Source organism: Oceanobacillus sp. B139/18, from assembly GCF_055524595.1.
In genome coordinates, this window is record NZ_JBVFXI010000001.1 from 541,822 (window position 1) to 566,171 (window position 24,350).

The 24,350-nt window shown below is 38.5% G+C and carries 27 protein-coding genes; 22 read left to right on the forward strand and 5 right to left on the reverse strand.

The features are described from left to right. Positions 1 to 4 precede the first annotated feature (4 nt). The 16 genes from spoIIIAF (at position 5) to spo0A (ending at position 14,163) form a co-directional block, all read left to right on the forward strand. A complete protein-coding gene (gene spoIIIAF / locus ACZSMY_RS02640; protein ID WP_226895092.1) occupies positions 5 to 631 on the forward strand; it encodes a stage III sporulation protein AF in 627 nt (208 codons plus the stop codon). Continuing rightward, positions 628 to 1,266: a stage III sporulation protein AG gene (gene spoIIIAG / locus ACZSMY_RS02645; RefSeq protein WP_042534710.1), complete on the forward strand. Its 639-nt coding sequence runs from the start codon at positions 628 to 630 to the stop codon at positions 1,264 to 1,266. Before spoIIIAF ends, spoIIIAG begins: the two co-directional genes overlap by 4 nt. Positions 1,267 to 1,279: 13 nt before the next feature. Beyond that, positions 1,280 to 1,951: a SpoIIIAH-like family protein gene (locus tag ACZSMY_RS02650; RefSeq protein WP_465147444.1), complete on the forward strand. Its 672-nt coding sequence runs from the start codon at positions 1,280 to 1,282 to the stop codon at positions 1,949 to 1,951. Positions 1,952 to 2,190: 239 nt separating this feature from the next. Then, positions 2,191 to 2,682, forward strand: a complete 492-nt coding sequence (gene accB / locus ACZSMY_RS02655; RefSeq protein ID WP_042534709.1) for an acetyl-CoA carboxylase biotin carboxyl carrier protein — start codon at positions 2,191 to 2,193, stop codon at positions 2,680 to 2,682. A 13-nt stretch (positions 2,683 to 2,695) separates the two neighbouring features. After that, positions 2,696 to 4,069, forward strand: a complete 1,374-nt coding sequence (gene accC, locus ACZSMY_RS02660) for an acetyl-CoA carboxylase biotin carboxylase subunit (RefSeq protein ID WP_042534708.1) — start codon at positions 2,696 to 2,698, stop codon at positions 4,067 to 4,069. Between the two features lie 12 nt (positions 4,070 to 4,081). Further along, complete coding sequence (locus ACZSMY_RS02665; RefSeq protein WP_042534706.1) at positions 4,082 to 4,465, forward strand: Asp23/Gls24 family envelope stress response protein; 384 nt, start codon at positions 4,082 to 4,084, stop codon at positions 4,463 to 4,465. Positions 4,466 to 4,770: 305 nt separating this feature from the next. Next, positions 4,771 to 5,151: a transcription antitermination factor NusB gene (gene nusB, locus ACZSMY_RS02670; protein ID WP_193064747.1), complete on the forward strand. Its 381-nt coding sequence runs from the start codon at positions 4,771 to 4,773 to the stop codon at positions 5,149 to 5,151. Positions 5,152 to 5,165: 14 nt separating this feature from the next. Continuing rightward, positions 5,166 to 6,020 (forward strand): bifunctional methylenetetrahydrofolate dehydrogenase/methenyltetrahydrofolate cyclohydrolase FolD, encoded by an 855-nt coding sequence (gene folD / locus ACZSMY_RS02675; RefSeq protein ID WP_042534702.1) that lies wholly within the window; start codon positions 5,166 to 5,168, stop codon positions 6,018 to 6,020. After that, positions 6,017 to 7,387: an exodeoxyribonuclease VII large subunit gene (xseA, locus tag ACZSMY_RS02680; RefSeq protein WP_042534700.1), complete on the forward strand. Its 1,371-nt coding sequence runs from the start codon at positions 6,017 to 6,019 to the stop codon at positions 7,385 to 7,387. Before folD ends, xseA begins: the two co-directional genes overlap by 4 nt. After that, positions 7,365 to 7,607 (forward strand): exodeoxyribonuclease VII small subunit, encoded by a 243-nt coding sequence (locus ACZSMY_RS02685; RefSeq protein ID WP_256704802.1) that lies wholly within the window; start codon positions 7,365 to 7,367, stop codon positions 7,605 to 7,607. The genes xseA and ACZSMY_RS02685 overlap by 23 nt, the downstream gene beginning before the upstream one ends. Position 7,608: 1 nt before the next feature. Beyond that, a complete protein-coding gene (locus ACZSMY_RS02690) occupies positions 7,609 to 8,496 on the forward strand; it encodes a polyprenyl synthetase family protein (RefSeq protein ID WP_042534696.1) in 888 nt (295 codons plus the stop codon). A gap of 42 nt (positions 8,497 to 8,538) precedes the next feature. Continuing rightward, positions 8,539 to 9,348: a TlyA family RNA methyltransferase gene (locus tag ACZSMY_RS02695; RefSeq protein ID WP_042534693.1), complete on the forward strand. Its 810-nt coding sequence runs from the start codon at positions 8,539 to 8,541 to the stop codon at positions 9,346 to 9,348. 61 nt (positions 9,349 to 9,409) lie between these two features. Beyond that, positions 9,410 to 9,859 (forward strand): transcriptional regulator AhrC/ArgR, encoded by a 450-nt coding sequence (ahrC, locus tag ACZSMY_RS02700; protein ID WP_040985350.1) that lies wholly within the window; start codon positions 9,410 to 9,412, stop codon positions 9,857 to 9,859. Positions 9,860 to 9,884: 25 nt separating this feature from the next. Beyond that, positions 9,885 to 11,579, forward strand: a complete 1,695-nt coding sequence (gene recN, locus ACZSMY_RS02705; protein WP_042534691.1) for a DNA repair protein RecN — start codon at positions 9,885 to 9,887, stop codon at positions 11,577 to 11,579. Between the two features lie 248 nt (positions 11,580 to 11,827). After that, on the forward strand, positions 11,828 to 13,021 hold the full coding sequence (spoIVB, locus tag ACZSMY_RS02710) for a SpoIVB peptidase (protein ID WP_139089148.1): 1,194 nt from the start codon (positions 11,828 to 11,830) through the stop codon (positions 13,019 to 13,021). A 359-nt stretch (positions 13,022 to 13,380) separates the two neighbouring features. Continuing rightward, positions 13,381 to 14,163 (forward strand): sporulation transcription factor Spo0A, encoded by a 783-nt coding sequence (gene spo0A / locus ACZSMY_RS02715; RefSeq protein ID WP_042534689.1) that lies wholly within the window; start codon positions 13,381 to 13,383, stop codon positions 14,161 to 14,163. A gap of 269 nt (positions 14,164 to 14,432) precedes the next feature. On the opposite strand, the gene ACZSMY_RS02720 is transcribed toward spo0A, so the two are convergent. Next, positions 14,433 to 14,696 (reverse strand): hypothetical protein, encoded by a 264-nt coding sequence (locus tag ACZSMY_RS02720; RefSeq protein WP_042534688.1) that lies wholly within the window; start codon positions 14,694 to 14,696, stop codon positions 14,433 to 14,435. A gap of 211 nt (positions 14,697 to 14,907) precedes the next feature. After that, positions 14,908 to 15,528 carry a transcriptional repressor LexA gene (lexA, locus tag ACZSMY_RS02725; RefSeq protein WP_042534686.1) on the reverse strand — a complete coding sequence of 207 codons (621 nt, stop codon included), beginning with the start codon at positions 15,526 to 15,528 and terminating at the stop codon, positions 14,908 to 14,910. 388 nt (positions 15,529 to 15,916) lie between these two features. Here lexA and ACZSMY_RS02730 point away from each other — a divergent pair, with 388 nt between their 5' ends. The 3 genes from ACZSMY_RS02730 (at position 15,917) to tkt (ending at position 18,965) form a co-directional block, all read left to right on the forward strand. Next, positions 15,917 to 16,573, forward strand: coding sequence for a YneB family resolvase-like protein (locus ACZSMY_RS02730; protein WP_042534685.1), 657 nt, complete (start codon positions 15,917 to 15,919; stop codon positions 16,571 to 16,573). 65 nt (positions 16,574 to 16,638) lie between these two features. After that, positions 16,639 to 16,872, forward strand: a complete 234-nt coding sequence (locus ACZSMY_RS02735) for a DUF896 domain-containing protein (protein ID WP_042534684.1) — start codon at positions 16,639 to 16,641, stop codon at positions 16,870 to 16,872. A gap of 92 nt (positions 16,873 to 16,964) precedes the next feature. After that, positions 16,965 to 18,965 (forward strand): transketolase, encoded by a 2,001-nt coding sequence (gene tkt, locus ACZSMY_RS02740; protein WP_042534683.1) that lies wholly within the window; start codon positions 16,965 to 16,967, stop codon positions 18,963 to 18,965. A gap of 65 nt (positions 18,966 to 19,030) precedes the next feature. On the opposite strand, the gene ACZSMY_RS02745 is transcribed toward tkt, so the two are convergent. Next, complete coding sequence (locus tag ACZSMY_RS02745; protein ID WP_042534682.1) at positions 19,031 to 20,062, reverse strand: hypothetical protein; 1,032 nt, start codon at positions 20,060 to 20,062, stop codon at positions 19,031 to 19,033. 492 nt (positions 20,063 to 20,554) lie between these two features. On the opposite strand from ACZSMY_RS02745, the gene sirA reads away from it, so the two are divergent. The 3 genes from sirA (at position 20,555) to ACZSMY_RS02760 (ending at position 21,729) form a co-directional block, all read left to right on the forward strand. Then, positions 20,555 to 21,013 carry a sporulation inhibitor of replication protein SirA gene (sirA, locus tag ACZSMY_RS02750; protein ID WP_042534681.1) on the forward strand — a complete coding sequence of 153 codons (459 nt, stop codon included), beginning with the start codon at positions 20,555 to 20,557 and terminating at the stop codon, positions 21,011 to 21,013. Positions 21,014 to 21,060: 47 nt separating this feature from the next. Then, entirely contained in the window at positions 21,061 to 21,288 is a 228-nt protein-coding gene (locus ACZSMY_RS02755; protein ID WP_042534680.1) for a YneF family protein, read from the forward strand. Positions 21,289 to 21,582: 294 nt separating this feature from the next. Then, on the forward strand, positions 21,583 to 21,729 hold the full coding sequence (locus ACZSMY_RS02760; RefSeq protein WP_084612989.1) for a YjcZ family sporulation protein: 147 nt from the start codon (positions 21,583 to 21,585) through the stop codon (positions 21,727 to 21,729). A 161-nt stretch (positions 21,730 to 21,890) separates the two neighbouring features. On the opposite strand, the gene ACZSMY_RS02765 is transcribed toward ACZSMY_RS02760, so the two are convergent. Next, positions 21,891 to 23,531, reverse strand: a complete 1,641-nt coding sequence (locus ACZSMY_RS02765) for a putative ABC transporter permease subunit (RefSeq protein WP_042534679.1) — start codon at positions 23,529 to 23,531, stop codon at positions 21,891 to 21,893. Continuing rightward, positions 23,521 to 24,246, reverse strand: coding sequence for an ABC transporter ATP-binding protein (locus tag ACZSMY_RS02770; protein ID WP_042534678.1), 726 nt, complete (start codon positions 24,244 to 24,246; stop codon positions 23,521 to 23,523). The genes ACZSMY_RS02765 and ACZSMY_RS02770 overlap by 11 nt, the downstream gene beginning before the upstream one ends. Positions 24,247 to 24,350: the final 104 nt, after the last annotated feature.

Here is a 24,350-nt window from a genome sequence, read left to right on the forward strand (position 1 = left end):
GTTGATGAGAATCGAAATATTTACAGACTGGGTGACACAGATTATTTTATTTATCATTCTGGCCTCCGTAATCGATTTGCTTGTGCCGGCAAATCATCTGCAAAAATATGTGCGGCTGGCGATTAGTTTAATCTTGATTTTGATTCTGCTTCAACCTGTTTTTTATTTGTTTAATACGGATATAAATACTGCTATATCAAGCTCAATGAACAAAATAGAAAGTCAGTTTCAAGGACAGCCTTCGATAGAAAATCAAATAGATTTAGAAAAAAAAGAAATAGAAAGTGGACAAGATGCATATATTTTAGAACAAATGGCTATTGAATTGGAAAAAATAGCGGCAGAACCATTAAAAGAGGAATTTAACGCAGAGATTGCCTCTATTGATTTCCAATTTTCTGTAATGGACTCCGTATCCTACGAGGAGCTGACAGAGGTCATTGTTTATATAACAGAATCAGAACCAGGGGAAGGAGCGATGAACACGGTTGAAGATGTGGTTATTGAATGGGGCAATGAGGAGGAAACGCATTCGGAAGAGCCATTACAAGAGATGGAGGCCAGTTTAAAAGAAATTTGGGAAATTGAGGATAAAGAAATAACGGTCTATTGGGAAGGAGAGGGATTTTGAAAAATAAACTGACTCACTTTTTAAAACAGACCACGGATAGCGAACAAGCTTCGGGGAAAGAAAAAAAGCAGCCGTCTAAAAAAATAGGATTTATTGTTATTTTAGGACTGGTGGGAATTTTATTTATGATTATCAGTAATGTATTAAAACCGGAAGAGGAGGTTCAGCCCGTGCCTTATGACGATTCACAGCTGGAAATTTCGGAAGAAGCGGCTTCAGAATCGGCAGGTGGTGAAGTAGAAGACCTGGAGAATGAGTTAGGCGAACAATTATCCAGCATGCTGAATCAGATGGATGGTGTTTCAGAAACAGAAGTAATGATCAATTTAGAAGCAACAAGTGAGCAGGTCTATGAAAAAAATAGAACAACAGGTAAACAGACGACAGACGAAACGGATCGTAACGGAGGTTCTAGAGTGGTTGAGGATCAGACGGATGATCATCAGGTCGTGCTTTATCGTCAGGGCGATCAGGAAACACCTTTATTGGTACAAACCAAACAGCCGGAAGTACGGGGCGTATTTATTGTAGCACAAGGCATGGAAAGTCAATCGATGAAAAGTCAAGTCATTGAAGCAGTATCCAGAGTATTAGATGTCCCTTCACATAAAATCTCAGTGATGCCTAAAAATTAAGGAGGTAGAATGTATGTTAAAAAAACAAACAGTATGGTTACTCACGATGTTAAGCTTGATGGTTGTTTTAAGTGTCTATTATATCTTTTCAGCAAATGGGAATGATTTAGCTTTTGTGGACGATGGGCAGGACGCAGCTTCAGAGGATGTGGTTCCTGCAACCCAATCTGAGGAAGGAATTGAAGTGGATAATATAGAAAATGTAGACAGCGATGAATTGTTTACAACCATCCGTATGGAAATCCAGGATGAACGCAGCCGGAAGAAAAGCCAGTTAACGGATGTAGTGGCTTCTGCTAATGCATCAGCTACTGAAAAAGATGAAGCATTGCAAGAAATAGATGGCTTAGAGGAATTAGAAACGAAAGAATTGATTCTTCAGGAGCAGCTGCTGGCTTCTACGGAATATGAGGATGTACTTGTCCGTTCCAATAATGGAAAAGTTCATATCCATGTAAAAACCGAAGAATTGCCTGTAACAGAAGCAGCGAATATCATGCAAATGGCCCGTGATGAATTTGGAGAAGATGTCAAAGCAGAAGTTAATTTCCAGCCAACTGCTGAAACGACAGACATGGAAGATACAACGGAAACAGAAGAAGCAACCGAAACAGAAGAGACAGAAGAAACGGGAGAAGTCCAAGAAGGAGAAGAATCAGAAGACACAACCGAAACGGAAGAGTAAAACAACAAGCCAGCAGCCCGCCTTGGGCTGCTGGCTTTACAAATGTAAAAAACAAGTTTATCCCAACATTAACAGGCATTAACTGTTATAATAATAAAAACAGCTTTTCATCCAGTTAATACAGATTTGATTACGGTAGACTTGATGTTTTTGTTCATTCTATCGTAATATATTAGAAGGTAATGAAACAGCCAGCATGAAATTATAAAAAGATAACAATCGAAATGAGGAGTGCCAATATGTTACAAGTAGATGAAATTAGAGAAATTATTCAAATGGTCGATAAATCATCATTAACCGAATTTTCTTATGAGGCGAACGGTGCAGTCATAGCTATGAAAAAAAATACAGGGTCTGTTACTACTACCGTTCAATCACAGTCTCAAGCCGCAGCAGAACCTCAAGCTCCGGCAGTTCAAGAACCAGAGCCTGAAGTAAACACACAGCCAAATATAAAAGCAGAGGAAATGCCGCAGGCTTCAGCGGATTATGATTATGAGATTGTTTCCCCGATGGTCGGGACATTTTATACTTCTTCTTCTCCAGACAGCGATCCTTTTGTGACAAAAGGAAGCACAGTAGATACAAATACAGTCGTATGTATTGTGGAAGCGATGAAATTATTTAATGAGATTGAAGCGGAAACCAATGGAGAGATTGTGGAAGTTTTAGCTGAAAATGGCGAGCTTGTAGAATATGGTCAGCCATTATTTAGAGTAAAGAAGAAGTAAGGGGATGGAATAATTGATTAAAAAGCTATTAGTTGCCAATCGTGGAGAAATAGCTGTCCGAATTATCCGTGCCTGCAAGGAGATGGGCATAGAGACAGTTGCAATATATTCTGAAGCGGATGAAGAGTCATTACATGTGGAGCTGGCGGATGAAGCATATTGCGTTGGACCAAAACTGAGTAAAGACAGTTATTTAAACATAACTAATATTATGAGTGTTGCATTGTCGACAGAGGCTGATGCGATACACCCGGGGTATGGATTTTTAGCAGAGAATGCTGACTTTGCAGAGATTTGCAGAGCATGCAATGTAATCTTCGTCGGTCCGACACCAGAAGCCATTCAAAAAATGGGAATTAAGGATGTCGCCAAGGAAACAATGAAATCTGCTGATGTACCGGTTGTACCTGGTTCAGAAGGAATTGTTGAAGGGGTAGAGCATGCAAAAGAAATTGCTTTGGAAATAGGCTATCCTGTTATCATTAAAGCAACTGCCGGGGGCGGCGGAAAAGGAATCCGCGTGGCCCGCTCCGAAGAAGAGCTAATAAAAGGAATGGAATTAACACAAAAGGAAGCGGAAACCGCCTTTGGAAATCCAGGTGTCTATATTGAAAAATATATCGAAGACTTTAGACATGTAGAAATTCAAATACTGGCTGATACGCATGGAAATGTTGTTCATCTTGGAGAAAGAGATTGCTCCATCCAGCGCCGTCTGCAGAAATTAGTGGAGGAATCACCTTCCCCTGCAATCAATGAAACACTGAGAGAACGGATGGGAGATGCTTCTGTAAAAGCTGCTCAAGCCGTGGATTATGTCGGTGCAGGAACGATTGAATACATTTTTGACAGACAATCGGAAGCATTTTACTTTATGGAGATGAATACCCGTATTCAAGTAGAGCATCCTGTAACAGAAATGGTTACCGGAGTGGATCTGATTAAAGAACAAATTCGAATTGCAGACGGTCAGGAGCTTGCGTTTACCCAAGAAGATATTACATTTGAGGGACATGCAATCGAATGCCGTATTAATGCGGAAAATCCATATAAGAATTTTATGCCTTCCGCAGGGGAGATTGAAATGTATCTGCCGCCTGGTGGACTTGGAGTTCGTGTGGACTCCGGCGCCTACAGCGGATATAGAATTCCACCATATTACGATTCCATGATCGCGAAGCTTATCGTTTATGCTTCCACCAGAAATGAAGCCGTAGAACGTATGAAGCGTGCTTTGGAAGAGTTTGTTGTTGAAGGAGTGCATACAACCATTCCATTCCAATATCAAATCATGAGCCATCCTGTGTTTAAAGAGGGAGACTTCAATACGAATTTCTTAACTGAATATCCAATCATCGAAGAAAAGGAAGATGAGGATAGCAAATAAGGAGTGAAGGCAATGAGTGATCAACTATTATTAGAGATACTTGAAGATGATAGCTTAGGCAGTGTACAGATTGTACCGGAAGTCCTTGAAGTTATCGCAGGACTTGCTGCAACGGAAGTAGATGGGGTAAAATCAATGCACGGCAGCTTTGCAACGGGTGTTGCGGAGAAATTTGGCAAAAAATCCCACGGTAAAGGGGTCCGCGTAGAATTAACGGATAATGGTGCTATTATTGATATTTATGTAATCCTTAAATTTGGAAAATCGATTCCAAAGGTTGCTGCCAAGCTGCAGACGAATATTAAGCATAATATTCAAACCATGACTTCTATCCAGGTGGAAGAAGTTAATGTTCATGTAGCAGGTATTCAAATGGATAATCAGGAAATTGTATAAATACAAGTACAATAAATGTTCAAATGAGAAGCGGAAAGATTTAGTTATTTTTTGAACATACCTTATGACTCATGCCTCAAAAAATAAAAATAAAGACAGATGTATGAATATACGTTTTAAAACAAAGAGAAGCACAGGCAAATGACCTGTGTTTTTCTTTTTGATAAATTGGCAAAAAAGGCTTCAGCTTTGTAAATTCTTTTTTATTTTTCTTAAAAAAGCGGGCATACGGTATCCTAGCCAAAAATAAGGGAAACGTGTTATGATTTTAACAGTAAATGAAAGAATGTAGAAGGAGACGTGTGATGAATCGACATAAAGCTAGAGAAAAAGCGTTTCAGACGCTTTTTCAGTTAGATATGAATGAAGATGAGGTAAGTTTAGCAATGGAATCATTGAAGGAAGAAGAGCGGAAAGACGTATTTCTGTCTATGTTGATTGAAGGCGTAATTACGTATAAAGAAGCAATTGATTTAAAAATATCGGAGAACCTGGAAAAATGGTCGCTCGAGCGAGTTGCATCTGTAGAACGCACTATTTTAAGACTTGCTGTTTATGAATTATTATACATGGAGGATATCCCCCAAAATGTAACTATCAATGAAGCGGTAGAGCTGGCGCATACATTTGGAGATGAACAATCCGGTAAATTCATTAATGGTGTCTTATCAAAGGTTATTTCATAAGGAGGGAATTGATCATGACTGCAGAGTTATTAAACGGAAGAGAGCTGTCAGATGAGTTAAAAGAAGAAATGAAACATGAAGTAGAGATTTTAAAGCAACAGAATATCCACCCGCATTTAACGGTTATTCTGGTAGGAGATAATCCTGCGTCTAAATCTTATGTGAAAGGGAAAGAAAAAGCATGTGATTTCACGGGGATCTCGTCCAACTTAATTGAGCTGCCGGAATCGGTTTCCGAGCAGGAGCTGTTACAAGTGATTGAAGGGCAGAATAATGATAAGGATGTACATGGTATTCTTGTTCAATTGCCATTGCCTGATCATATTGACGAACAAAAGGTCATCCACGCTATTTCTCCTTTAAAAGACGTAGATGGTTTTCACCCGGTCAACATTGGAAAGCTTGTAAATGGAGAAGAAACCTTTTTGCCTTGTACTCCTTATGGGATTCTGACGATGCTTGAATCTAAAAATATTGAAATAGAAGGGAAGCGCGCTGTGATTATCGGACGCAGCAATATTGTCGGAAAACCGATGGGATTATTGCTGTTAGAGAGAAATGCGACAGTTACATATTGTCATTCCCGTACGCAGAACCTTCGTGAACTTGCGTTGGAAGCAGATATTTTAGTAGTTGCCATGGGCAGAGAGCATGCTGTTGATGGAAGCTATGTGAAAGAAGGAGCAGTAGTTATCGATGTTGGTATTAACCGCATGGACAATGGCAAGCTGACTGGTGACGTGGAATTTGAAAGTGCGAAGGAAAAAGCATCTTATATTACACCAGTTCCCCGCGGTGTCGGTCCGATGACGATTACAATGCTTTTAAAAAATACCATCAAGGCTGCTAAAGGACTGTCTGAAAAGTGAAAGATAATTATCTGACGGTTACTGCACTAACCAGGTATGTGAAGCGTAAGATAGATACAGACCCCCATCTGCGACAGGTTTGGCTGCGAGGGGAAATATCTAACTTTAAACACCATAGCCGCGGACACATGTATATGACCATTAAGGATGATAATGCCCGTATCCAGGCAGTGATGTTCTCTTCGAATAACAGCAGGCTTGTTTTTCGTCCGGAAAATGGCATGAGTGTGCTTATTCGGGGAGAGGTAAGTGTCTATGAAGCAAGCGGGCAATATCAGCTTTATATCCGTGACATGGAGCCAGACGGCATCGGGGCGTTGTATCAGGCTTTTGAGCAATTGAAAGAAAAATTGCAAACAGAAGGCTTATTTCTTGATGACCAGAAAAAAAAGATTCCTGCTTACCCGAATCATGTCGGCGTCATTACATCTCCAACCGGGGCAGCTGTCCGTGATATTGTGACAACGATTGAAAGAAGAGCACCTTCTGTGAAGATTACAGTGCTGCCGGTATCTGTGCAGGGTCCGCAGGCGACCAGTTCCATTGTGAAAAAGATTCAATATGCGAATGCTTTTCCAGAGGAGTATGACGTTTTGATTGTCGGCCGCGGCGGCGGGTCGATTGAGGAGTTGTGGAGCTTTAACGAAGAAGCAGTGGCACGAGCGATTTATGCATCGGAGATTCCTGTTATTTCTGCTGTGGGGCATGAAACAGATACAACAATTGCTGATTTTGTATCTGATTTACGTGCGCCGACGCCGACAGGAGCAGCTGAGTTAGCTGTCCCTTCGCAAAAGGAACAGCTTGATAAAGTATCGTATTTAGCGCAGCGTCTGTCACAGGTGATGCGTACAGATATACAAATGCATCGTAAACGATTGGAATCATTAAGCCAAACCTATGCATTTAAATACCCGAAACAGCTGATTGCCCAAAAAGAACAAGAACTGGATTCGATGCTGGATTCATTAAACAAGTCGTTAAAAGCAAGAATGGAACAGAAGCAGCTTCGTTACACGCATCTTAAACAGAGGCTGGATACACAGCATCCGGAGCAGGAAATAAAAACAGCAGCAGATAAAAATAGTAAATTGCTGGCGGAGTTAAACCGATCCATGAAACAGCTGTTTGCAAAATCAGAAAGCGACTTACAGACTTCTATCAACAAATTAACACTGGTTAACCCGCTTGCTGTTATGGCACGAGGTTATGGGATCAGCTATAGTCAAGATGGTGATGTGATTAAATCCATCAAGGATGTGAACGAAGGAGATCCAATCGATGTACGGCTGCAGGACGGATATCTGCATGCAAACGTACAAAAGATAAAGGAGGTAGATCAGAGTGGCGGAAGAAAAGAAATATGATGAATTAACCTTTGAGCAAGCGATGGAAAAGCTCGAAGTTATTGTCAATAAACTGGAGGAAGGCGATGTTCCTCTTGAAAAAGCGATTGAGTATTATCATGATGGGATGAAGCTCTCTAAGCTATGCAATGAAAAATTAACCAATGTACAGGAAAAAATGGTTCATATTTTAAATGAGCAGGGTGAACTGGAGCCGTTTGAAGTAGAGGAGGACAAATAAGATGGCGCATAAACGATTACAGGCATATTTAACGTATTATCAGGAGGAGCTCGAAAAAGCGTATACAAGCTGTTTTAACAAGCTGGAAATACCGGGTAATTTAAAACAGTCCATGCTTTATTCCTTAGATGCCGGAGGAAAGAGATTGCGTCCTATTTTATTATTTGCCAGCTATGAAGCATACGGCCAGGATGTTCAAAAAGCGATGTCATCGGCGATTGCTCTTGAGATGATACATACCTATTCACTCATTCATGATGATTTGCCGGCCATGGATGATGATGATTACCGGCGCGGTATGTTAACGAATCATAAAAAATTTGATGAAGCTACAGCCATTCTTGCGGGCGATGCCTTGTTGACCTACAGCTTTGAATTAATTCTAAATGATCCATTGCTTACTGCAGATGAAAAGGTGACGCTCACCAGAGAATTAACTGCCTGCAGCGGTCCGAAAGGGATGGTCGGCGGACAGATTCTTGATATGGAAGCAGAGAAACAATCTGTTTCGTTAGAAGCCATGGAAGAAATTCATGCCTTGAAAACAGGAGAACTGATTCGTTTCGCTATTTTTGCAGGAGCGTATTTAGCAAATGCAACAGAAGAGCAGGTACGTTATTTAGAGAAATATGCTTATTATTTAGGGCTTATTTTTCAGGTGCAGGATGATATCCTGGATGTTTCCGGCGAGGAAGAAAAGCTGGGAAAACGGGTAGGCAGCGATGAATTAAACGAAAAAAGCACGTACCCTAAATTATTAGGCCTGGAAGGTGCAATTGCGCAAAAAGAAAAATACGTTCAACAAGCATATGAGAACTTGAAATTAGCCGGCGCAGAAGATTCTCTTTTAAAAGCGTTGACGGATTACTTTAGTGAAAGAGACCACTAAAAGCGTGTGTTGACACATTATATTATGTAAAGGAAACGGGTTATGAAAAAAAAGAAAAAAATTGCTGAGCTATTAGTAGAAAGAGAATTGGCGGAAGATATGGAAAAAGCGAAACGTGCGGTGATGGCGGGACTGGTTTATTCAGGAGAAGAGCGTGTGGATAAGCCGGGAAGCCTTGTTCCTGTCAATAAGCCGCTCCGAATCAAAGATAAACGTTTAAAATATGTAGGCCGCGGCGGCTATAAGCTTGAAAAAGCTCTTCAATTATTTTCAGTGTCTATTTCAGATAAAATTTTTATGGACATCGGCTCGTCGACAGGTGGTTTTACAGATTGTGCTTTAAAAAATGGCGCTAAAAAATGCTATGCCATTGATGTCGGCTATAATCAATTAGATTGGAAGCTCCGGAACGACCCTCGTGTGATTGAGATGGAACGGACAAACTTCAGACATGTTACACCAGAGACGCTCGAGTATGGTTTGCCTGAAGTTGCTTCTATTGATGTTTCTTTTATTTCGCTGAAGCATATATTCCCTGTTCTGGCGACATTACTGCATGAAAAGAATGATGTTATTGCGTTAATAAAGCCGCAATTTGAGGCTTTAAGAGACCAGGTTGGTGAAAAAGGAATTGTCAGAGATCCGGCAATTCATCTGGAGGTTCTCGAAAAAGTGGTAAATTATGCAGCGATGGCTTCATTTACTTTAGTAGATATAACATACTCTCCTATTAAAGGAACAGAAGGCAATATTGAATTTCTGGCACATTTCAAATGGAGAAATGAAGAAACGCCAAAAGAAATCGGATTAGAAGAAGTTGTCAGGGAAGCACAGCAGGCATTGACTCAATAATTCTGGAAACATGACATATCACATTATAAGAAGATGTATGCACTATAAGGAGGGTTTATACGTGAGTAAAATACAACGCCATATTAAAATTCGTGAACTGATCACAGAAAACATTATTGAAACACAAGATGAGCTTGTCGATTCATTAAAAAATCTTGGCTATAACGTCACACAGGCTACCGTATCACGGGATATTAAAGAACTGCAATTGGTAAAGGTACCGACGAATACAGGTCAATATAAGTATAGCCTGCCTGCAGATCAGCGTTTTAATCCGCTGCAAAAACTGCAGCGGTTGATTGTGGATACGTTTGTCAAAATAGAGAATGCAAGTCATTTTATTATTTTAAAAACACTCCCTGGAAATGCCCACGCAGTCGGCGTCTTGATCGACAATTTGGATTGGGAAGAAATTATGGGAACCATCTGCGGGGACGATACTTGTTTAATTATATGCAGGACACCTGAACATGCGGAGGATATCAAAAATCGATTAATTGGAATGCTTTAAAATTATTTAGTCGGGGTGAGGCAGCATGTTAACTGAATTATCTATAAAAAACTTTGCGATTATTGAAGAATTATCCTTAAACTTTCAAGAAGGCCTTACTGTTTTGACGGGGGAGACTGGTGCAGGAAAATCGATTATCATTGATGCTATCCAATTATTAGCCGGAGCAAGAGGTTCTGTAGACTTTGTTCGACATGAATCGAATAAAGCAGAGATTGAAGGATTATTTTTCATCGATCACGAAAAGCACCCTATTTACCAAGTAGGAAAAGCATATGGGATTGAAATCAGTGATGAACAAATTGTACTTCAGCGGACCATAACCTCCTCTGGAAAAAGCATCTGCCGTGTAAATAGTAAATTAGTGACACTGGCTATTCTCCGGGAATTTGGAAAAACATTGATTGATATCCATAGTCAGCACGAGACGCAATCGCTGATGGATAATGAGCAGCATATTGATTTTTTAGATCTCTATCTTGGAGATGACATGAAGGAAGCAAAAAAAGATTATCAGGATATTTATAACCGTCTGGAAAATCTGAAGAAAAAGTACCGCAGCCTGAATGACAATGAGCAGGAGATGGCACAGCGCCTGGATCTGCTCCAATTCCAACAGCAGGAATTAACAGAAGCACAGCTTATCCCGAATGAGGATACGGCGCTTGAAGAAGAGCGCAATCAGCTTGCAAATTATGAAAGGATACATCAATCTCTTTCGGATGCTTATTTTTCTTTATATGGCGAGCAGCATGGATTAGAATTAGTCAGCCACGCACAATCAGCTTTACAGGACGGAGCAGATTTAGATCCTTTTATTGCTGAAAAATTGGACAGTATATCTAATCATTATTATATGCTGGAAGAACTCACGTATGATATTCGCAATTATCTTGACCAGCTGCAATTTAATCCGGAGCGCCTGAATGAGATTGAACAGCGGATGGATGAATTGAACAGATTAAAGCGTAAATACGGTCCAACGGTGGAAGAAATGTTAGACTACTTAGGACGCGTTGAAGAAGAAATCGAACAGATTACAAATCGGGAAACGCATTTAAATACACTTGTAACAGAAATTGATGAGGTTGAAAAGGATGCTTTATTAGAAGCAGATCAGCTTCATCACTTACGAAAACAAGCCGCGGAAACATTAACGAACGATATCCACCGGGAATTAAAAGACCTCTATTTAGAAAAGACGACCTTTTCCATTGATTTTGAGGATTCAACGCAGCGGAAGCTGAAATCAAACGGCTATGATAAAATACTTTTCCGCATTTCCACCAATGTCGGCGAGCCTTTAAAAGACCTCACAAAAATAGCTTCAGGAGGAGAATTATCAAGAATCATGCTTGCTTTGAAGAAGATTTTCTCAAAGCATCAGGGCATTACGAGTGTTATTTTTGATGAAGTGGACACCGGAGTCAGCGGAAGAGTCGCACAGGCAATTGCTGAAAAAATCCATGAAATATCGCTGGAATCACAGGTTCTGTGTATTACACATCTTCCGCAGGTCGCTGCTATGGCAGATACGCATAAATTTATTCAGAAAAAGGAAAAGGAAAATCGCACTTTTACTTCTGTTATTGAATTAAATAATACGGAACTGATTGAGGAATTAAGCCGGATGATTACTGGAACAAAATTAACAGATACAGCAAAAGAACATGCGAAAGAAATGTTAACATTGGCAGATCGTTTTAAAAAATCAAATTAAAGGGATAAAAACGTTAAAAAAATCGGACAATAACTGTACCGGTTTTTTCTTTTTCCTGTACTTACAAATTTCGTTAATCACATGTCCTTTTGCATCTTAAGAATAACAACACTATACGTCCGTTTATCTATATTTTTAGAGGAAAAGATACACATATCACATAGGTTGTTCCAGTTTAAACTGCCCTCCAACTGCAAAAAGTATATGTACAGAAAGATAATATTTTTTGTATGAGGAGGAGACGATTTATGAGCAAAACAAACAAAATCAGATGGACATATAAAATCAGCTCGCTATTATCGCTTGCTTTTATATTGTTTTTTATTTCCCCTTCCTTTATCCACGCAGATACTTCCATGCAAGGGTATAAAGAGGTTTTTCAAGACTATCCTATCCTTCCTTTTTTCAATAATGAAGAGCATACGAATAAAGAGGATAATCAGGGGCAGCATCAACGTCTGGAGGATGTAAGAGTAGTACCGGGAGGACAATCCATTGGAGTGCAGTTAGAAACGAAAGGTGTACTGGTTGTCGGTCATCATCAAGTGAAAATGTCTGAAGGAGTAAAGTCTCCGGGAGAAGCCGCTAAAATAAATATTGGTGATACAATTGTTGAAATAAATGGTCAAAAGATCAATCATATGACAGACATTAAACCGATTGTTGATCACAGCGGTAAGGAGAATAAAAAAATGCAAATCAAGCTGAAACGCGGAGATAAGTATATTGAAACAAACCTGCAGCCGATTTTCGACAAAAAAGAAAATGCTTACAAAATTGGTTTATATATCAGAGATACAGCAGCAGGTATTGGAACAATGACATTTTACGAGCCGGAAACAGGGAAATATGGCGCGTTAGGACATGTTATTTCGGATATGGATACGAAGAAACCGATTGACATCAAGCAGGGATCCATTATCCATTCTTCTGTAACTGCAATTGAAAAGGGTGATAATGGTTTACCGGGAGAAAAACAAGCTTCCTTTCAAACGCAAGAAAAAAGAATTGGTAATATCACGAAAAATACGGATTATGGAATATTTGGGGTATTAGAAAAGGAGGTAAATCATGAAAAATATGATGAAACCTTTCCTGTAGCACTATCCCATGAAGTCAAAGAAGGGCCTGCAAAAATTCTTACTGTAGTGGATGGAGAGAAGATTGAAGAATTTGACATTGAAATTATCAGCAGTGTTCCTCAAAAATCAGCATCTACAAAGGGAATGGTTATTCAAATTACCGATCCGCGATTATTAGAATTAACTGGCGGAATTGTTCAGGGAATGAGCGGAAGCCCTATTATTCAAAATGACAAGGTTATCGGTGCAGTAACACATGTGTTTGTAAATGATCCTACCTCGGGATACGGTGTTCATATCGAATGGATGCTTGAAGATGCAGATATTATTCAATCTGATTTGAATGAAGCTGCAGCGTAGCAGCTGCTGTCATTCCGGTTAAGCTTTCTTTTCCCTAACAGAATAAAATAATAAATCAATAATTAAAAATGTCTGTAGTAGCGTTTGCTATTATAGACATTTTTTAGTTTTTAAATAATCATTAAAATATAGTATGTTTATTGGAAATATGCATTTTATTTCCAACTACTATCTGATATAATGAAAACGGATACAATAATACGTTGAAAATTGTGTCGAAAGTTGGTGAAAAAAAGAGAAAAACGAAGAATACTTGAGAAAATCGAAATAAATCAAAAGTTTTTTGATTTTAAAGAGGATATTTATGTTTTTTGTAGAATATGATATAGGTGCATAAAAAGCAAAAGGAGGATTTTTTAGTGAGTAAAATATCTGTGTGTTTTGTTGATGATAATCGTGAGTTAATACAATTAATGGAGGACTTTTTTGGGGAACAGGAAGAAATTGAAATTGTCGGAACAGCATTAAACGGAAGGGACTGCCTCCCGTTGATTGAAGAGAAAACACCGGATGTGCTGGTATTAGATATTATTATGCCGCATATGGATGGAATAGCTGTTTTAAATGAAATTAAAAAAATGGAATTAACTAAAAAACCACATATTATTATGTTGACTGCATTTGGTCAGGAAGAAGTGATGAAGAAGGCAGTTGATTTAGGAGCTTCTTATTTTATCCTGAAGCCGTTTGACATACAGAATCTGGCTGATCAAATTCTGCAGGTTCAGGGAAGTGCGGTTTCCAGAGTATCAAATGTGACGAAAACAAATATTGAAAGTAAGAAAAAGCAGGACCTGGAAGCGAATATAACCAATATTATTCATGAAATAGGCGTGCCTGCGCATATTAAAGGATATATGTACTTAAGAGAAGCAATTACTATGGTTTATAATGATATTGACCTTTTGGGGTCCATCACAAAAGTGCTTTATCCGGATATCGCCAAAAAATTCAATACAACTGCTTCCCGTGTAGAAAGAGCAATTCGCCATGCAATAGAGGTAGCTTGGAGCAGAGGGAATATTGATTCCATTTCAGCATTATTTGGTTACACCATCAATATTTCTAAAGCAAAACCGACGAATTCTGAATTTATTGCGATGGTAGCTGACCGATTACGATTGGAGCATAAGGTATCGTAATATGGCCTGCAAGTATTGACAAAAAGCTTTAAATAACTAGCAACCCGTATTGTCACAGAAGGAAATTATATAAAACCTGCCGATGCATCCAATAAACAGGAAGCAGTACAGCCATTTATGAAGAAAAGAGTTGTACAATTTTATTTGTTATAAGTAAATTGCAAAAATTGTGTTTTTAATAAATATTCTAAAAAGTTGGGACATTACTTATTTTGATTAGAACGGTTTTCTTTTTATAAAATGAAAGGCTGTGTATATGCTTTATTCACTTATCCAAGAATAAAAACAGCAACCTGGTACCAAAGTGCAAGAGCAATAATCACAAGAGCAGAAATGATTTTTATCAAATTCTTTTTGGAAAAATAGTTCTTGTCCGGGTAAACTTCTAAAAAAGTGACAATGATGAGAAGAGCTGATAAAAATGGCAGTGTTAAATAATCTGCAACCTTTGTTAAATAGATAATTCCCAGAATAAAGCTGATAATGGTGATTGGAAGATAAAGCCAGCGTTTCTTTTTTAACGTTTCAGTCAATTTTATACACTCCTTATACTTGTACTTTATATTAAGCATATTATGAATGGATTAATTTTATACTAGAAAAAAGGTTAACAGGCACATCTGACAAATGTGCCCGTTAACCTTTTTTGACTGGCCGATAAAATCACCTATAGAGGATGTTCTAACGTTTCTGCTATGTGCAGCTTATACTGCCCGCATGCTCCTGCTCTAAAGCACATTCCTTTTAGTGGATATGACGGTATAAGCCGATTACCTTGCCGAGAATAGATACGTTTTCGTAATAGAGAGGTTCCATCGTTGCATTTTCGGGCTGGAGGCGGAAACGGGTCTTTTCTTTAAAAAAACGTTTGACAGTCGCTTCATTTTCATCCGTCATTGCTACAACGATATCTCCATTATCCGCAGAGCTTTGCTGTTTTACGATAACCATATCTTTGTCGAGGATGCCTGCTTCAATCATACTGTCTCCATCAATGACAAGTACAAACAGATTATCCTCCGGTCCGGCAGAAGAGCTGGGAACGGGAATAAACTCTTCCACATTTTCAATCGCAGTAATCGGGATTCCGGCTGTTACCTTCCCTATTACAGGTACATAAATGGCCTTATCCTTAGGCGCATCATTCTCATTATTATATATGATCTCGATGGCACGAGGTTTGGTCGGGTCTCTCCGAATATATCCTTTGTTTTCTAATCTTTCTAAATGACCGTGAACAGTAGAGCTTGAAGCTAACCCGACAGCTACTGCAATTTCACGTACGGAAGGCGGATAGCCCTTCTGCTCTACTTGATCTTTAATAAAGTCAAAAATCATCTGCTGTCTTTTTGATAGTTTTGTCATGACTTACTCCCCTCTAGCATAGGTATTTGTTATTCATAGTATAGCATTGAATGAATCAATTTACAAACAAATGTTCTAAAAAGTATTGACAGGAACAGTTGTTCTGAATATACTATAGTAAGAACAACTGTTCCGGAACCAGATAAAATATCGAAGGGGAGTTTTAATATGTTTGAAAAACTGATGAAGTCTGATGCTTTTTATATTGTAGCTTTTATTATTGCGTTAATATTTTTATATACGATGATGGTTACAATTTAAGTGATTGACCAGACGACTGATTTCCTTGCTTATTTTGTAGAGAGCAAATATGCTGGTAAGACAGATTCTGTAAAGAATTGTCACCGAAAAGTTGAAAAAGAGCGGTTTATTATTGGAGGATAAAACATTGAGAACGATTATTTATTGTCGGGTAAGTACAGAAAAAGAAACACAAGAAACATCACTTCAAAGACAATATGAAGAGTTATCTGCGCTGGCCGATAAATTAAATTTTACGGTTGTGGATTGTATTCAGGAGAAGGCCAGCGGCTATGACATTGATAGAGATGGCATATTTAAGCTTCTTGATTATTTTTCTCATCAAGAAGCTGATTGTCTTTGTATTCAAGATGAAACAAGGCTTGGAAGAGGAAATACAAAAATTGCTTTATTTCATCAGCTCCGGAAAATTAATATCCCCATTTACACGGTTACCCATGAAGGAGAACTTGAGCTGAATGAAGCGGATTCGATGGTGTTGAACATCGTCGGTATAGTGGAAGAATATCAGCGTAAACTACATAATATGAAAATAAAAAGGGGAATGCGACGTGCTGTATCAAATGGGTATAACCCTCAAGAAAATTTACATCATATCAATCAATCCCCGGGAAGAGAACGCGCTGAAATTCCGATGGAAGAGATTGTGCGGCTGCGGCAGAATAAATTAACGTTTCAAGAAATCACAACAGTTTTAAAAGGACTTGGATTTCATGCATCAAAGGCAACCATCCATCGCCGCTACCAGGAATATATCAATTCCTTGAATGAAAGTGAATCGTGACGTAAGATAAAGAAACAGGAAGGTTATTTTAACTCCTGTTTTTTTAATCGAAGGAGGGGCAAGCTATGTTGTCTAAAGATAAATTAAATAGAATAAATATGTTAGCTAATAAAGCGAAAAGTGAAGGCTTAACAGAAGAAGAAAAAACAGAACAGCAAAATCTTCGAAAAGAATACCTGGCAAATGTACGGGGTTCTTTTAAAAATCATCTAAAAGGGATGACAGTCATTGACCCGGCCGGGAATGATGTGACCCCGCAAAAGCTTCGTGATTACCAGGAACGTAATAAGAAACACTGATACATCATATTAACTTAGCTTGTATCGTATCGGATTTCATTATAAAATAGAGGAAGAAACAGAATATGTTTTGAAGTGGAAGGAGAAAAACAATGACACAACAAGTTGAGGAACTATCCATCAATACCATTCGCACGCTCTCCATCGATGCAATTGAAAAAGCAAACTCCGGGCATCCGGGATTACCGATGGGTGCGGCACCGATGGCGTATACACTCTGGACAGATTTTATGAATCACAATCCAAAGCATTCCAAATGGTTCAATCGTGACCGTTTTGTATTGTCTGCAGGTCATGGTTCCATGCTGCTGTACAGTCTGTTACACTTATCAGGCTATAATGTATCTATCGATGATTTAAAAGGATTCCGCCAATGGGATTCGAAAACACCGGGACATCCGGAAGTGCATCATACGGATGGTGTAGAAGCAACAACGGGTCCATTGGGACAAGGCATTGCGATGTCAGTAGGAATGGCAATGGCGGAAGCACACTTAGGTGCTGTGTATAATAAAGAAAAGTATAATGTGGTCGATCATTATACATACGCGATTGTCAGTGACGGAGACTTAATGGAAGGAATCTCGCATGAAGCTGCATCGTTAGCCGGCCATATGGGCTTAGGTAAACTGATTGCTTTGTATGATTCCAATGATATTTCATTAGACGGCGATTTAGACCGTTCTTTCTCTGAGAATACGGAACAACGCTTTAAAGCATATGGCTGGCAGGTATTGCGGGTGGAAGACGGCAATGATGTCAACGCCATTCGCCAGGCAATCAAAGAAGCACAGCAAAACCAGGACCAGCCGACATTGATTGAAGTAAAAACAGTTATCGGTTATGGTTCTCCAAATAAATCTGCTTCCAGTGCTTCCCATGGCGCACCGCTTGGGGCAGATGAAGTGAAACTGACTAAAGAAGCCTATAAATGGACGCATGAAGATTTCTATGTGCCGGAGGAAGTATATGCTGACTTTAAAGAAAAAATCGTGAATGACGGTTCCGAAAAAGAAGCAGCATGGGACGAGCTGGTTGCTGCTTATCAAGAAGCCTATCCGGAATTAGGAAAACAGTTCGAGCTTGCTTTAAAAGGAGAGCTTCCTGAAAACTGGCATGAAAATCTTCCTGTATTTGAAGAAGGATCTAAATTTGCTACACGTGCGTCCTCCGGGGAAGTATTAAACGCTGTAGCTAAATCCGTTCCGAATTTCTTTGGCGGAAGTGCCGACCTTGCCGGTTCGAACAAAACAACAATCAATGACGAAGCGGACTTTACCAAGGCAGATTATGCCGGACGTAATATCTGGTTTGGTGTACGTGAACATGCAATGGGTGCTGCTTTAAATGGAATGGCGCTTCACGGAGGACTTCATGTCTTCGGTGGAACCTTCTTTGTCTTCAGTGACTATTTACGTCCATCCATTCGTCTGGCGTCGATTATGAATATGCCGGTAACGTATGTGTTTACGCATGATTCGATTGCAGTCGGGGAAGACGGTCCGACCCATGAGCCTGTGGAGCAATTAGCTGCTTTACGTGCGATGCCTCATCTTTCATTAATCCGTCCAGCGGATGCGAATGAGGTACAGGCAGCATGGCGCTTAGCTTTGGAATCAACAGATCAGCCGACAGCGCTTGTATTGACACGTCAAAACCTGCCTACCTTAGCAAATACCGCAGAATTAGCCTATGAAGGGGTTAAAAAAGGTGCGTACATTGTAAGTAAATCCGAAAAAGAAACACCGGATGCGCTTCTTTTAGCTACCGGTTCCGAGGTTCAACTGGCAGTTGCAGCACAGGAAGCATTGAAGGAAAAAGGTGTCGATGCACAGGTAGTAAGTATGCCTTCATGGGATCGCTTTGAAGCGCAGGATGAAGCATATAAAAACGAAGTACTTCCAAAAGAAGTCACAGCCAGAGTCGGGATTGAAATGGCTGCGTCATTCGGATGGGACCGTTATGTAGGCTTTGAAGGAAAAACACTCACAATTGACCGTTTTGGTGCTTCTGCGAATGGCGATTTATTGATTGAGAAATTTGGTTTTACAGTAGATAACGTTGTTCAATTAGTAGAAGAAGTGACGAAATAAGGAATATTTAAATATTTTATGTCATGAGGAAGAGAGATGCTAGCATCTCTCTTCTTTCGTATCTATTATAATTGTTGCTCGATAAAATGGATGATTTCTTTCCGTTCTTGTTCGGTGCAGGAAAACTGTTGCTCTATAGTTTCCAAATATTTTCCAGCCTTTTTCAGCTCTGCAACGCTTTTTTTCATATAGGATTTATAATGGTTATTTATTTTGTTAATTTCACCAGCATATTTCTCATCTGTTCCAGGCGTGACGGTTTCTTCGTATAAATCAATAACTACTTCCCCTTCTCTAGTTGGGAAAAATTCATGGGGATCAGTACTGTCAAATATACAAAAATCCAAATCTGGAACTAATACCATATCAATACTATTTGGATCAAAACTACAATGATAAATTTCAGTATCATAACCATATTCAATACAAGCACTCGCTACTTTTTTCATAAATGTTGACTTGCCTGTTCCAGCTCTCCCTTTTACATAAAAAACGCAGGATAGTTTTTCTGTAATATGAGGGACGACATTGACCGGACCATCTACAGTTGTGGTACCAAAAAGGCGGTGATACTCGTGGCCATCTTGATCCTTCTTCGATTGTCCTTCTAAGACTTCTTGAATAAACGTATCGGCAATTTCATTCGCCCGCTTAAAGTTCATTTCTTTAATATAGATCTCTTCCAGATCATCATGTATGCGTAACCCTGTTTCCAAATGTTTATATGCTTTTTCTGTGTAGTGAATGAATTTTTCTTCTAGTTTCTCTTTTCTTACCGAAATGTCTTGTGTAAATCGATTTAAATCCAGTTCGATTCCTTCACGCATATCATCTGGTATAATGGAATCATTTAAAAAAGCGAGTCTCTTTTCAGGTATAACCACACCATCCAAATAATGTTCACCCAACGCACTTTTTAACACTTCTACTTCATAGGTAGCTTCATATTTTGTGATTATATCTTTTAAAATTTTTGCTTTCACCGTTTGAGAAGAGTGTTTTAAACGAAAGATTTGCTGTATACGTTCTAAATTGGAAGGCAGTAAATTCACAAATCCCACCGCTGTATTTGCCGTAACATAATAATAATTTCTCAAGAAGACACTTCCTTTTTGATTTGAAATTTTGGGCTTTTGTTTAATTAATTTATGCTGCTTCCCATTTTTGGTGAATGTAATTGGTTGTTTGATAGTGGATCAATACCAAAATCAATGGTTGACAGACAGTAGTTAAATTGATAGTGGTAACCGCTACGGAAAAATACTGCGCTAATTAGTCTCTTTACTCATATCTATTCATTAATATCAACCATTGATTTTGGTGAAGAGCCTTGATAGTATAACATAATTATTTGATATGATAATTGTATCAATGATGATATGGAAAAAATGTTTCAAAAGAAATTCAAGTAGGGGAAAGCAGAAATCAAAAATCAGCAGATTGACAGACTTCTCTTAAATTCCTGAAAGAGAAAAGTAGACGCCAAGTTTTCTTTATTGTTTCGACAAAAGAAGTTGTTCTTTGCACACTATTATGACAACTTTCGGAAATAGATTCCTCTATAATGATAGTCAAAGGGGGAATACGTGATGAATGAATACGCAATTTATTGGATAGAAGAAAATGTAGCAAAAAATTATTATCATAAAAGTGATTTATTACATCGTTTCTTTTTAGAATGTGCTGAAAAAGAGGACGAAGTAATAATTAGAAAGCAATTTCGATTTATCACTCGAAAAATCCATTTTTACAAGTTTGCTATGCATTTAAAGACGTTTTCTTCGCCGGATATTTATGTGAAACGAATTGGAAATAGAGTGCTTGTAAAAAAAGGAGAAGAATCACTCTGCTTATATATTGAAAATGGGGAATTGATTTTAAGGTGTCGCCATTTAGCCGTTGCGGTATCACTGCTTTTTCCTATATTAGAAGATATTCATCCTTATTTCTTTGTCCAAGGAAAAGATACACCACAATATGGATGGATTTCTCCTAAATCTATAAAAGAGCTCAATGATGAAAGTCAAGTGTTGTATAATTTCCTCTAATCTAATATACTGTATTAGAGACAACACGAAGGAGGAAATTTTGTAACATGAGTACGATATGGGTAGTATTAATTGCAATTGCAGCTTTAATTGCTGGTGTTGCTCTTGGATTTTTCATTGCTAGAAAATATATGATGAACTACTTGAAAAAGAATCCGCCAATAAATGAGCAAATGCTTCGTACATTGATGATGCAAATGGGCCAGAAGCCGTCACAGAAGAAAATTAATCAAATGATGCGGGCGATGAATAATCAGAATCAGTCTGGGAAATAATTGATAATTATTTTATGGACAAGCACTAAAACCACTTTTTAGAAGGTGGTTTTTCTTATTGGTCAAAATTTTTTTCAGCATAGTAAAAATTTAAATTGTGCAGGATCAAAGTGCTCGGGTTTAGAAGCGCTTTGTCAGTATACATAGGATGTGCGGACACGTTGGAATCAGTATATGGTCATCCAGGTAAAGCTTAACGAAGGGGAGTTTTTCAAAAAAAATAGTCATTCGCCTTCCCAATTTGAATGAAGCTGCATAAGTTAAAGTAGTTCGAATAGAGGAGGTTATATACACATGGGTAGAGAAGAATGTTGTGATAATCGTCAAAGCTTTGGCTCAGCGGGCTTTGCGTTATTAGTTGTGTTATTTATTTTGTTGATTATTATTGGAACAGCATACTCCGGCGGCAACCAGTGCTACACGGGTGGCTACTACTGTTAATGATTAAAAAACCTGGTATTCGTGAAAGGGATTTCGATAAGCGGGCTTCTGCTTTCAAAAATCTCTTATGCACTGGCGCCCAAGCCTTTGCTCGAATGCCCTATTTGCTGAAAAACAAGAAGACGTCCTGGCGGATGAATTGCCAGGGCGTCTTTTTTCAATTAGTTTCCCAGGTTTTGCAATGTTTTTAACGATACTTTTTTACGTAAATAAATGTGTGCTATATCGGTAACAATGAACGTGGAAAGCAGTAAAATAAGCATAATCAGATAAACATTCGTTATATTCATATTCCAAAGAATAATCGTTATCATCCCGAAAAGAGCAATTTGTCCAAGCGAAATAAAGAAAGGGATGAATCTCCCTTTAAATAATTCCTGTTCGTCTGTCCAGTGAAGCTTTGGATGATAGACATCAATAAAGAAGTTAATCACGACGGCTAACCAATTATACAACAAGGTAATTCCTATCCAGCCAATGAATATATGAATTGGAATGTTTACATAAATGCCGACACCAATAAGCAATAAAAACGGCAGCATAGACATAAGATAGGCAACATATAATTTTGCGTTTATCAAATGCTGAAATGGTATTGGCAAAAATAAATTTAATTTTATGCTTGCTCCTTCTCTGGAAATAGCAGTGGAGGCTGTAACATTGGTACTTAATAAAAAAATCGATATCATAAATAAGGTCAGAAAAAGATTTTTTTCTGGTGCAGCAGAGACAAGTGCTGCCAGATCATTTCCCATATCCAAAAATAGAATCACCGTTATAAATACCGGGAAAAATAATGCCTGAATGACACACTGCATTAGAAAAGCAGGGGTGCGAAAAATCATTTTAAATTCCTTCAGCAGATATGTTTTTAAAATTGAACGCTGCTGTGTTAATTTTTGAGATGCTTTAGCTGATAAATTTCCTTTGCTTCCCGAACTCATTCCCCGGACACCCTTCAAATAAAATCGCTGTCCAGCCCAAATAAATAAGAGAACACAAAGGATAAACACAGCCAGAAGTGCAAGCAGGAAAAGAAGACCGGACCAATCAGCCGCAAAATGGAGACTGCCTGCTCCGAAATAAGCCGGTGGAAAGATCATGGTTATCATTCGCAGTAAACCTTCTTGCTCCTGCATATAGGTCGTAAACGTATCAAGCATTGCCGCATCGTCCATGTTGAGACGAACAAGTACGTTAACGAGAATAACAAATAGTAAGGAACCGATACCCATAAAGATTTTGGAGCGATCCTTGTTTTTGGCGATATTGACATAACGCATGATAAACATCAGGATAACCGCTACAAGACTAAATGGAATAATTGGAAAAATGATAAACAAAATGAAGCCATAGACATAAAATAGAATAGGCGCACTGCTGATACTTCCATACATAAATAAAAATGGCAGAAATAAAAGTGCTGCAATGCCATAATTATAAATTAGCGGATTTGCTGCTTTGCCAACCAATAATTGATAAGGATGTACCGGCAGTGGAATATAAGCTGTAATATCATCAGAAAAATAAAAAGCAGATAAAATCATAATAAATGAAAGAAAAAACAGGATAGCTGCAATAAAAAGCAATGCCAAACCGAGTAGCATACTTTCCTGGTTTACTTCAGCCAGCATGTGATAAGCATGTGTAACCATAGAATGTATTCCTTGCATAAGCATAATAAAAAATGGAATAAGAATCAGGGAAACAATAATATAAATCCATGTATTACTTTGTTTGCCTGCTGAAGAATACTGCATTCTTAACATTATTTTTGTAATTGTCCATGTATTACGCATCATTGGTTAGCTCCAAAAATACATTTTCTAGAGATTGGTCGGTTTGATATTCTGCCTGCAGTTCATCAATTGTTCCATAAAATAAAAGCTCTCCGTGATTAATAATTGCCACTTCATCACAGAGCTGTTCTACGACCTCCAGGCCATGGCTGGAGAAGAAAACCGTATTTCCTTTATCAGCGTGCTCCCGCATCATTTGTTTTAAAGCATAGGACGATTTTGGATCCAGACCAGTTAATGGTTCGTCTAAAATCCAAATATCCGGATCGTGCAGCAGTACAGAAGTAACCATTATTTTTTGCCGCATTCCATGAGAGTAACTCTGAATATAATTTCCCAAGGCATGGTCGATTGAAAATTGTTTTGTATAATAGGCTATCTTTTCCTGCCGCACGTCCTCAGGAACCTGATAAATATCAGCAATAAAATTAAGGTATTCCAAGCCTTTTAGCCTCAGAAAAATATCAGAACGGTCTGGAACAAATCCAAAAATCTCTTTTGCCTTTAAGGGCTCTTTATCAATATCAATGCCATTTAAAGTAATTGTTCCTTTATCGATGGGTAAGATACCGGTCATCATATTGATTGTGGTAGATTTCCCAGCGCCATTTGGTCCAAGAAAGCCGACGATTTTTCCATCTGGGATGGTCAATGATAAATCTTGGATAATATGATGATGTCCATCAAAGCTTTTATTGATTCGAGAAATTTCTATCATCCAAAAACCTCCATTTCTACACTTATATTAGAAATTGTATTGTCAGGTAAATATAAACTTATCGTAACATGCGGCTGCATTTTCACAAAATTAATTTCCCATCT

Bases quoted from the DNA above. Each gene is read 5' to 3' on its own strand.
- spoIIIAF (WP_226895092.1), top strand. From the start codon at position 5: ATGAGAATCGAAATATTTACAGACTGGGTGACACAGATTATTTTATTT.
- ACZSMY_RS02650 (WP_465147444.1), top strand. From the start codon at position 1,280: ATGTTAAAAAAACAAACAGTATGGTTACTCACGATGTTAAGCTTGATG.
- accB (WP_042534709.1), top strand. From the start codon at position 2,191: ATGTTACAAGTAGATGAAATTAGAGAAATTATTCAAATGGTCGATAAA.
- ACZSMY_RS02665 (WP_042534706.1), top strand. From the start codon at position 4,082: ATGAGTGATCAACTATTATTAGAGATACTTGAAGATGATAGCTTAGGC.
- nusB (WP_193064747.1), top strand. From the start codon at position 4,771: ATGAATCGACATAAAGCTAGAGAAAAAGCGTTTCAGACGCTTTTTCAG.
- folD (WP_042534702.1), top strand. From the start codon at position 5,166: ATGACTGCAGAGTTATTAAACGGAAGAGAGCTGTCAGATGAGTTAAAA.
- ACZSMY_RS02690 (WP_042534696.1), top strand. From the start codon at position 7,609: ATGGCGCATAAACGATTACAGGCATATTTAACGTATTATCAGGAGGAG.
- ACZSMY_RS02695 (WP_042534693.1), top strand. From the start codon at position 8,539: ATGAAAAAAAAGAAAAAAATTGCTGAGCTATTAGTAGAAAGAGAATTG.
- recN (WP_042534691.1), top strand. From the start codon at position 9,885: ATGTTAACTGAATTATCTATAAAAAACTTTGCGATTATTGAAGAATTA.
- spoIVB (WP_139089148.1), top strand. From the start codon at position 11,828: ATGAGCAAAACAAACAAAATCAGATGGACATATAAAATCAGCTCGCTA.
- lexA (WP_042534686.1), bottom strand. From the start codon at position 15,528: ATGACAAAACTATCAAAAAGACAGCAGATGATTTTTGACTTTATTAAA.
- ACZSMY_RS02735 (WP_042534684.1), top strand. From the start codon at position 16,639: ATGTTGTCTAAAGATAAATTAAATAGAATAAATATGTTAGCTAATAAA.
- tkt (WP_042534683.1), top strand. From the start codon at position 16,965: ATGACACAACAAGTTGAGGAACTATCCATCAATACCATTCGCACGCTC.
- sirA (WP_042534681.1), top strand. From the start codon at position 20,555: ATGAATGAATACGCAATTTATTGGATAGAAGAAAATGTAGCAAAAAAT.
- ACZSMY_RS02755 (WP_042534680.1), top strand. From the start codon at position 21,061: ATGAGTACGATATGGGTAGTATTAATTGCAATTGCAGCTTTAATTGCT.
- ACZSMY_RS02760 (WP_084612989.1), top strand. From the start codon at position 21,583: ATGGGTAGAGAAGAATGTTGTGATAATCGTCAAAGCTTTGGCTCAGCG.
- ACZSMY_RS02765 (WP_042534679.1), bottom strand. From the start codon at position 23,531: ATGATGCGTAATACATGGACAATTACAAAAATAATGTTAAGAATGCAG.
- ACZSMY_RS02770 (WP_042534678.1), bottom strand. From the start codon at position 24,246: ATGATAGAAATTTCTCGAATCAATAAAAGCTTTGATGGACATCATCAT.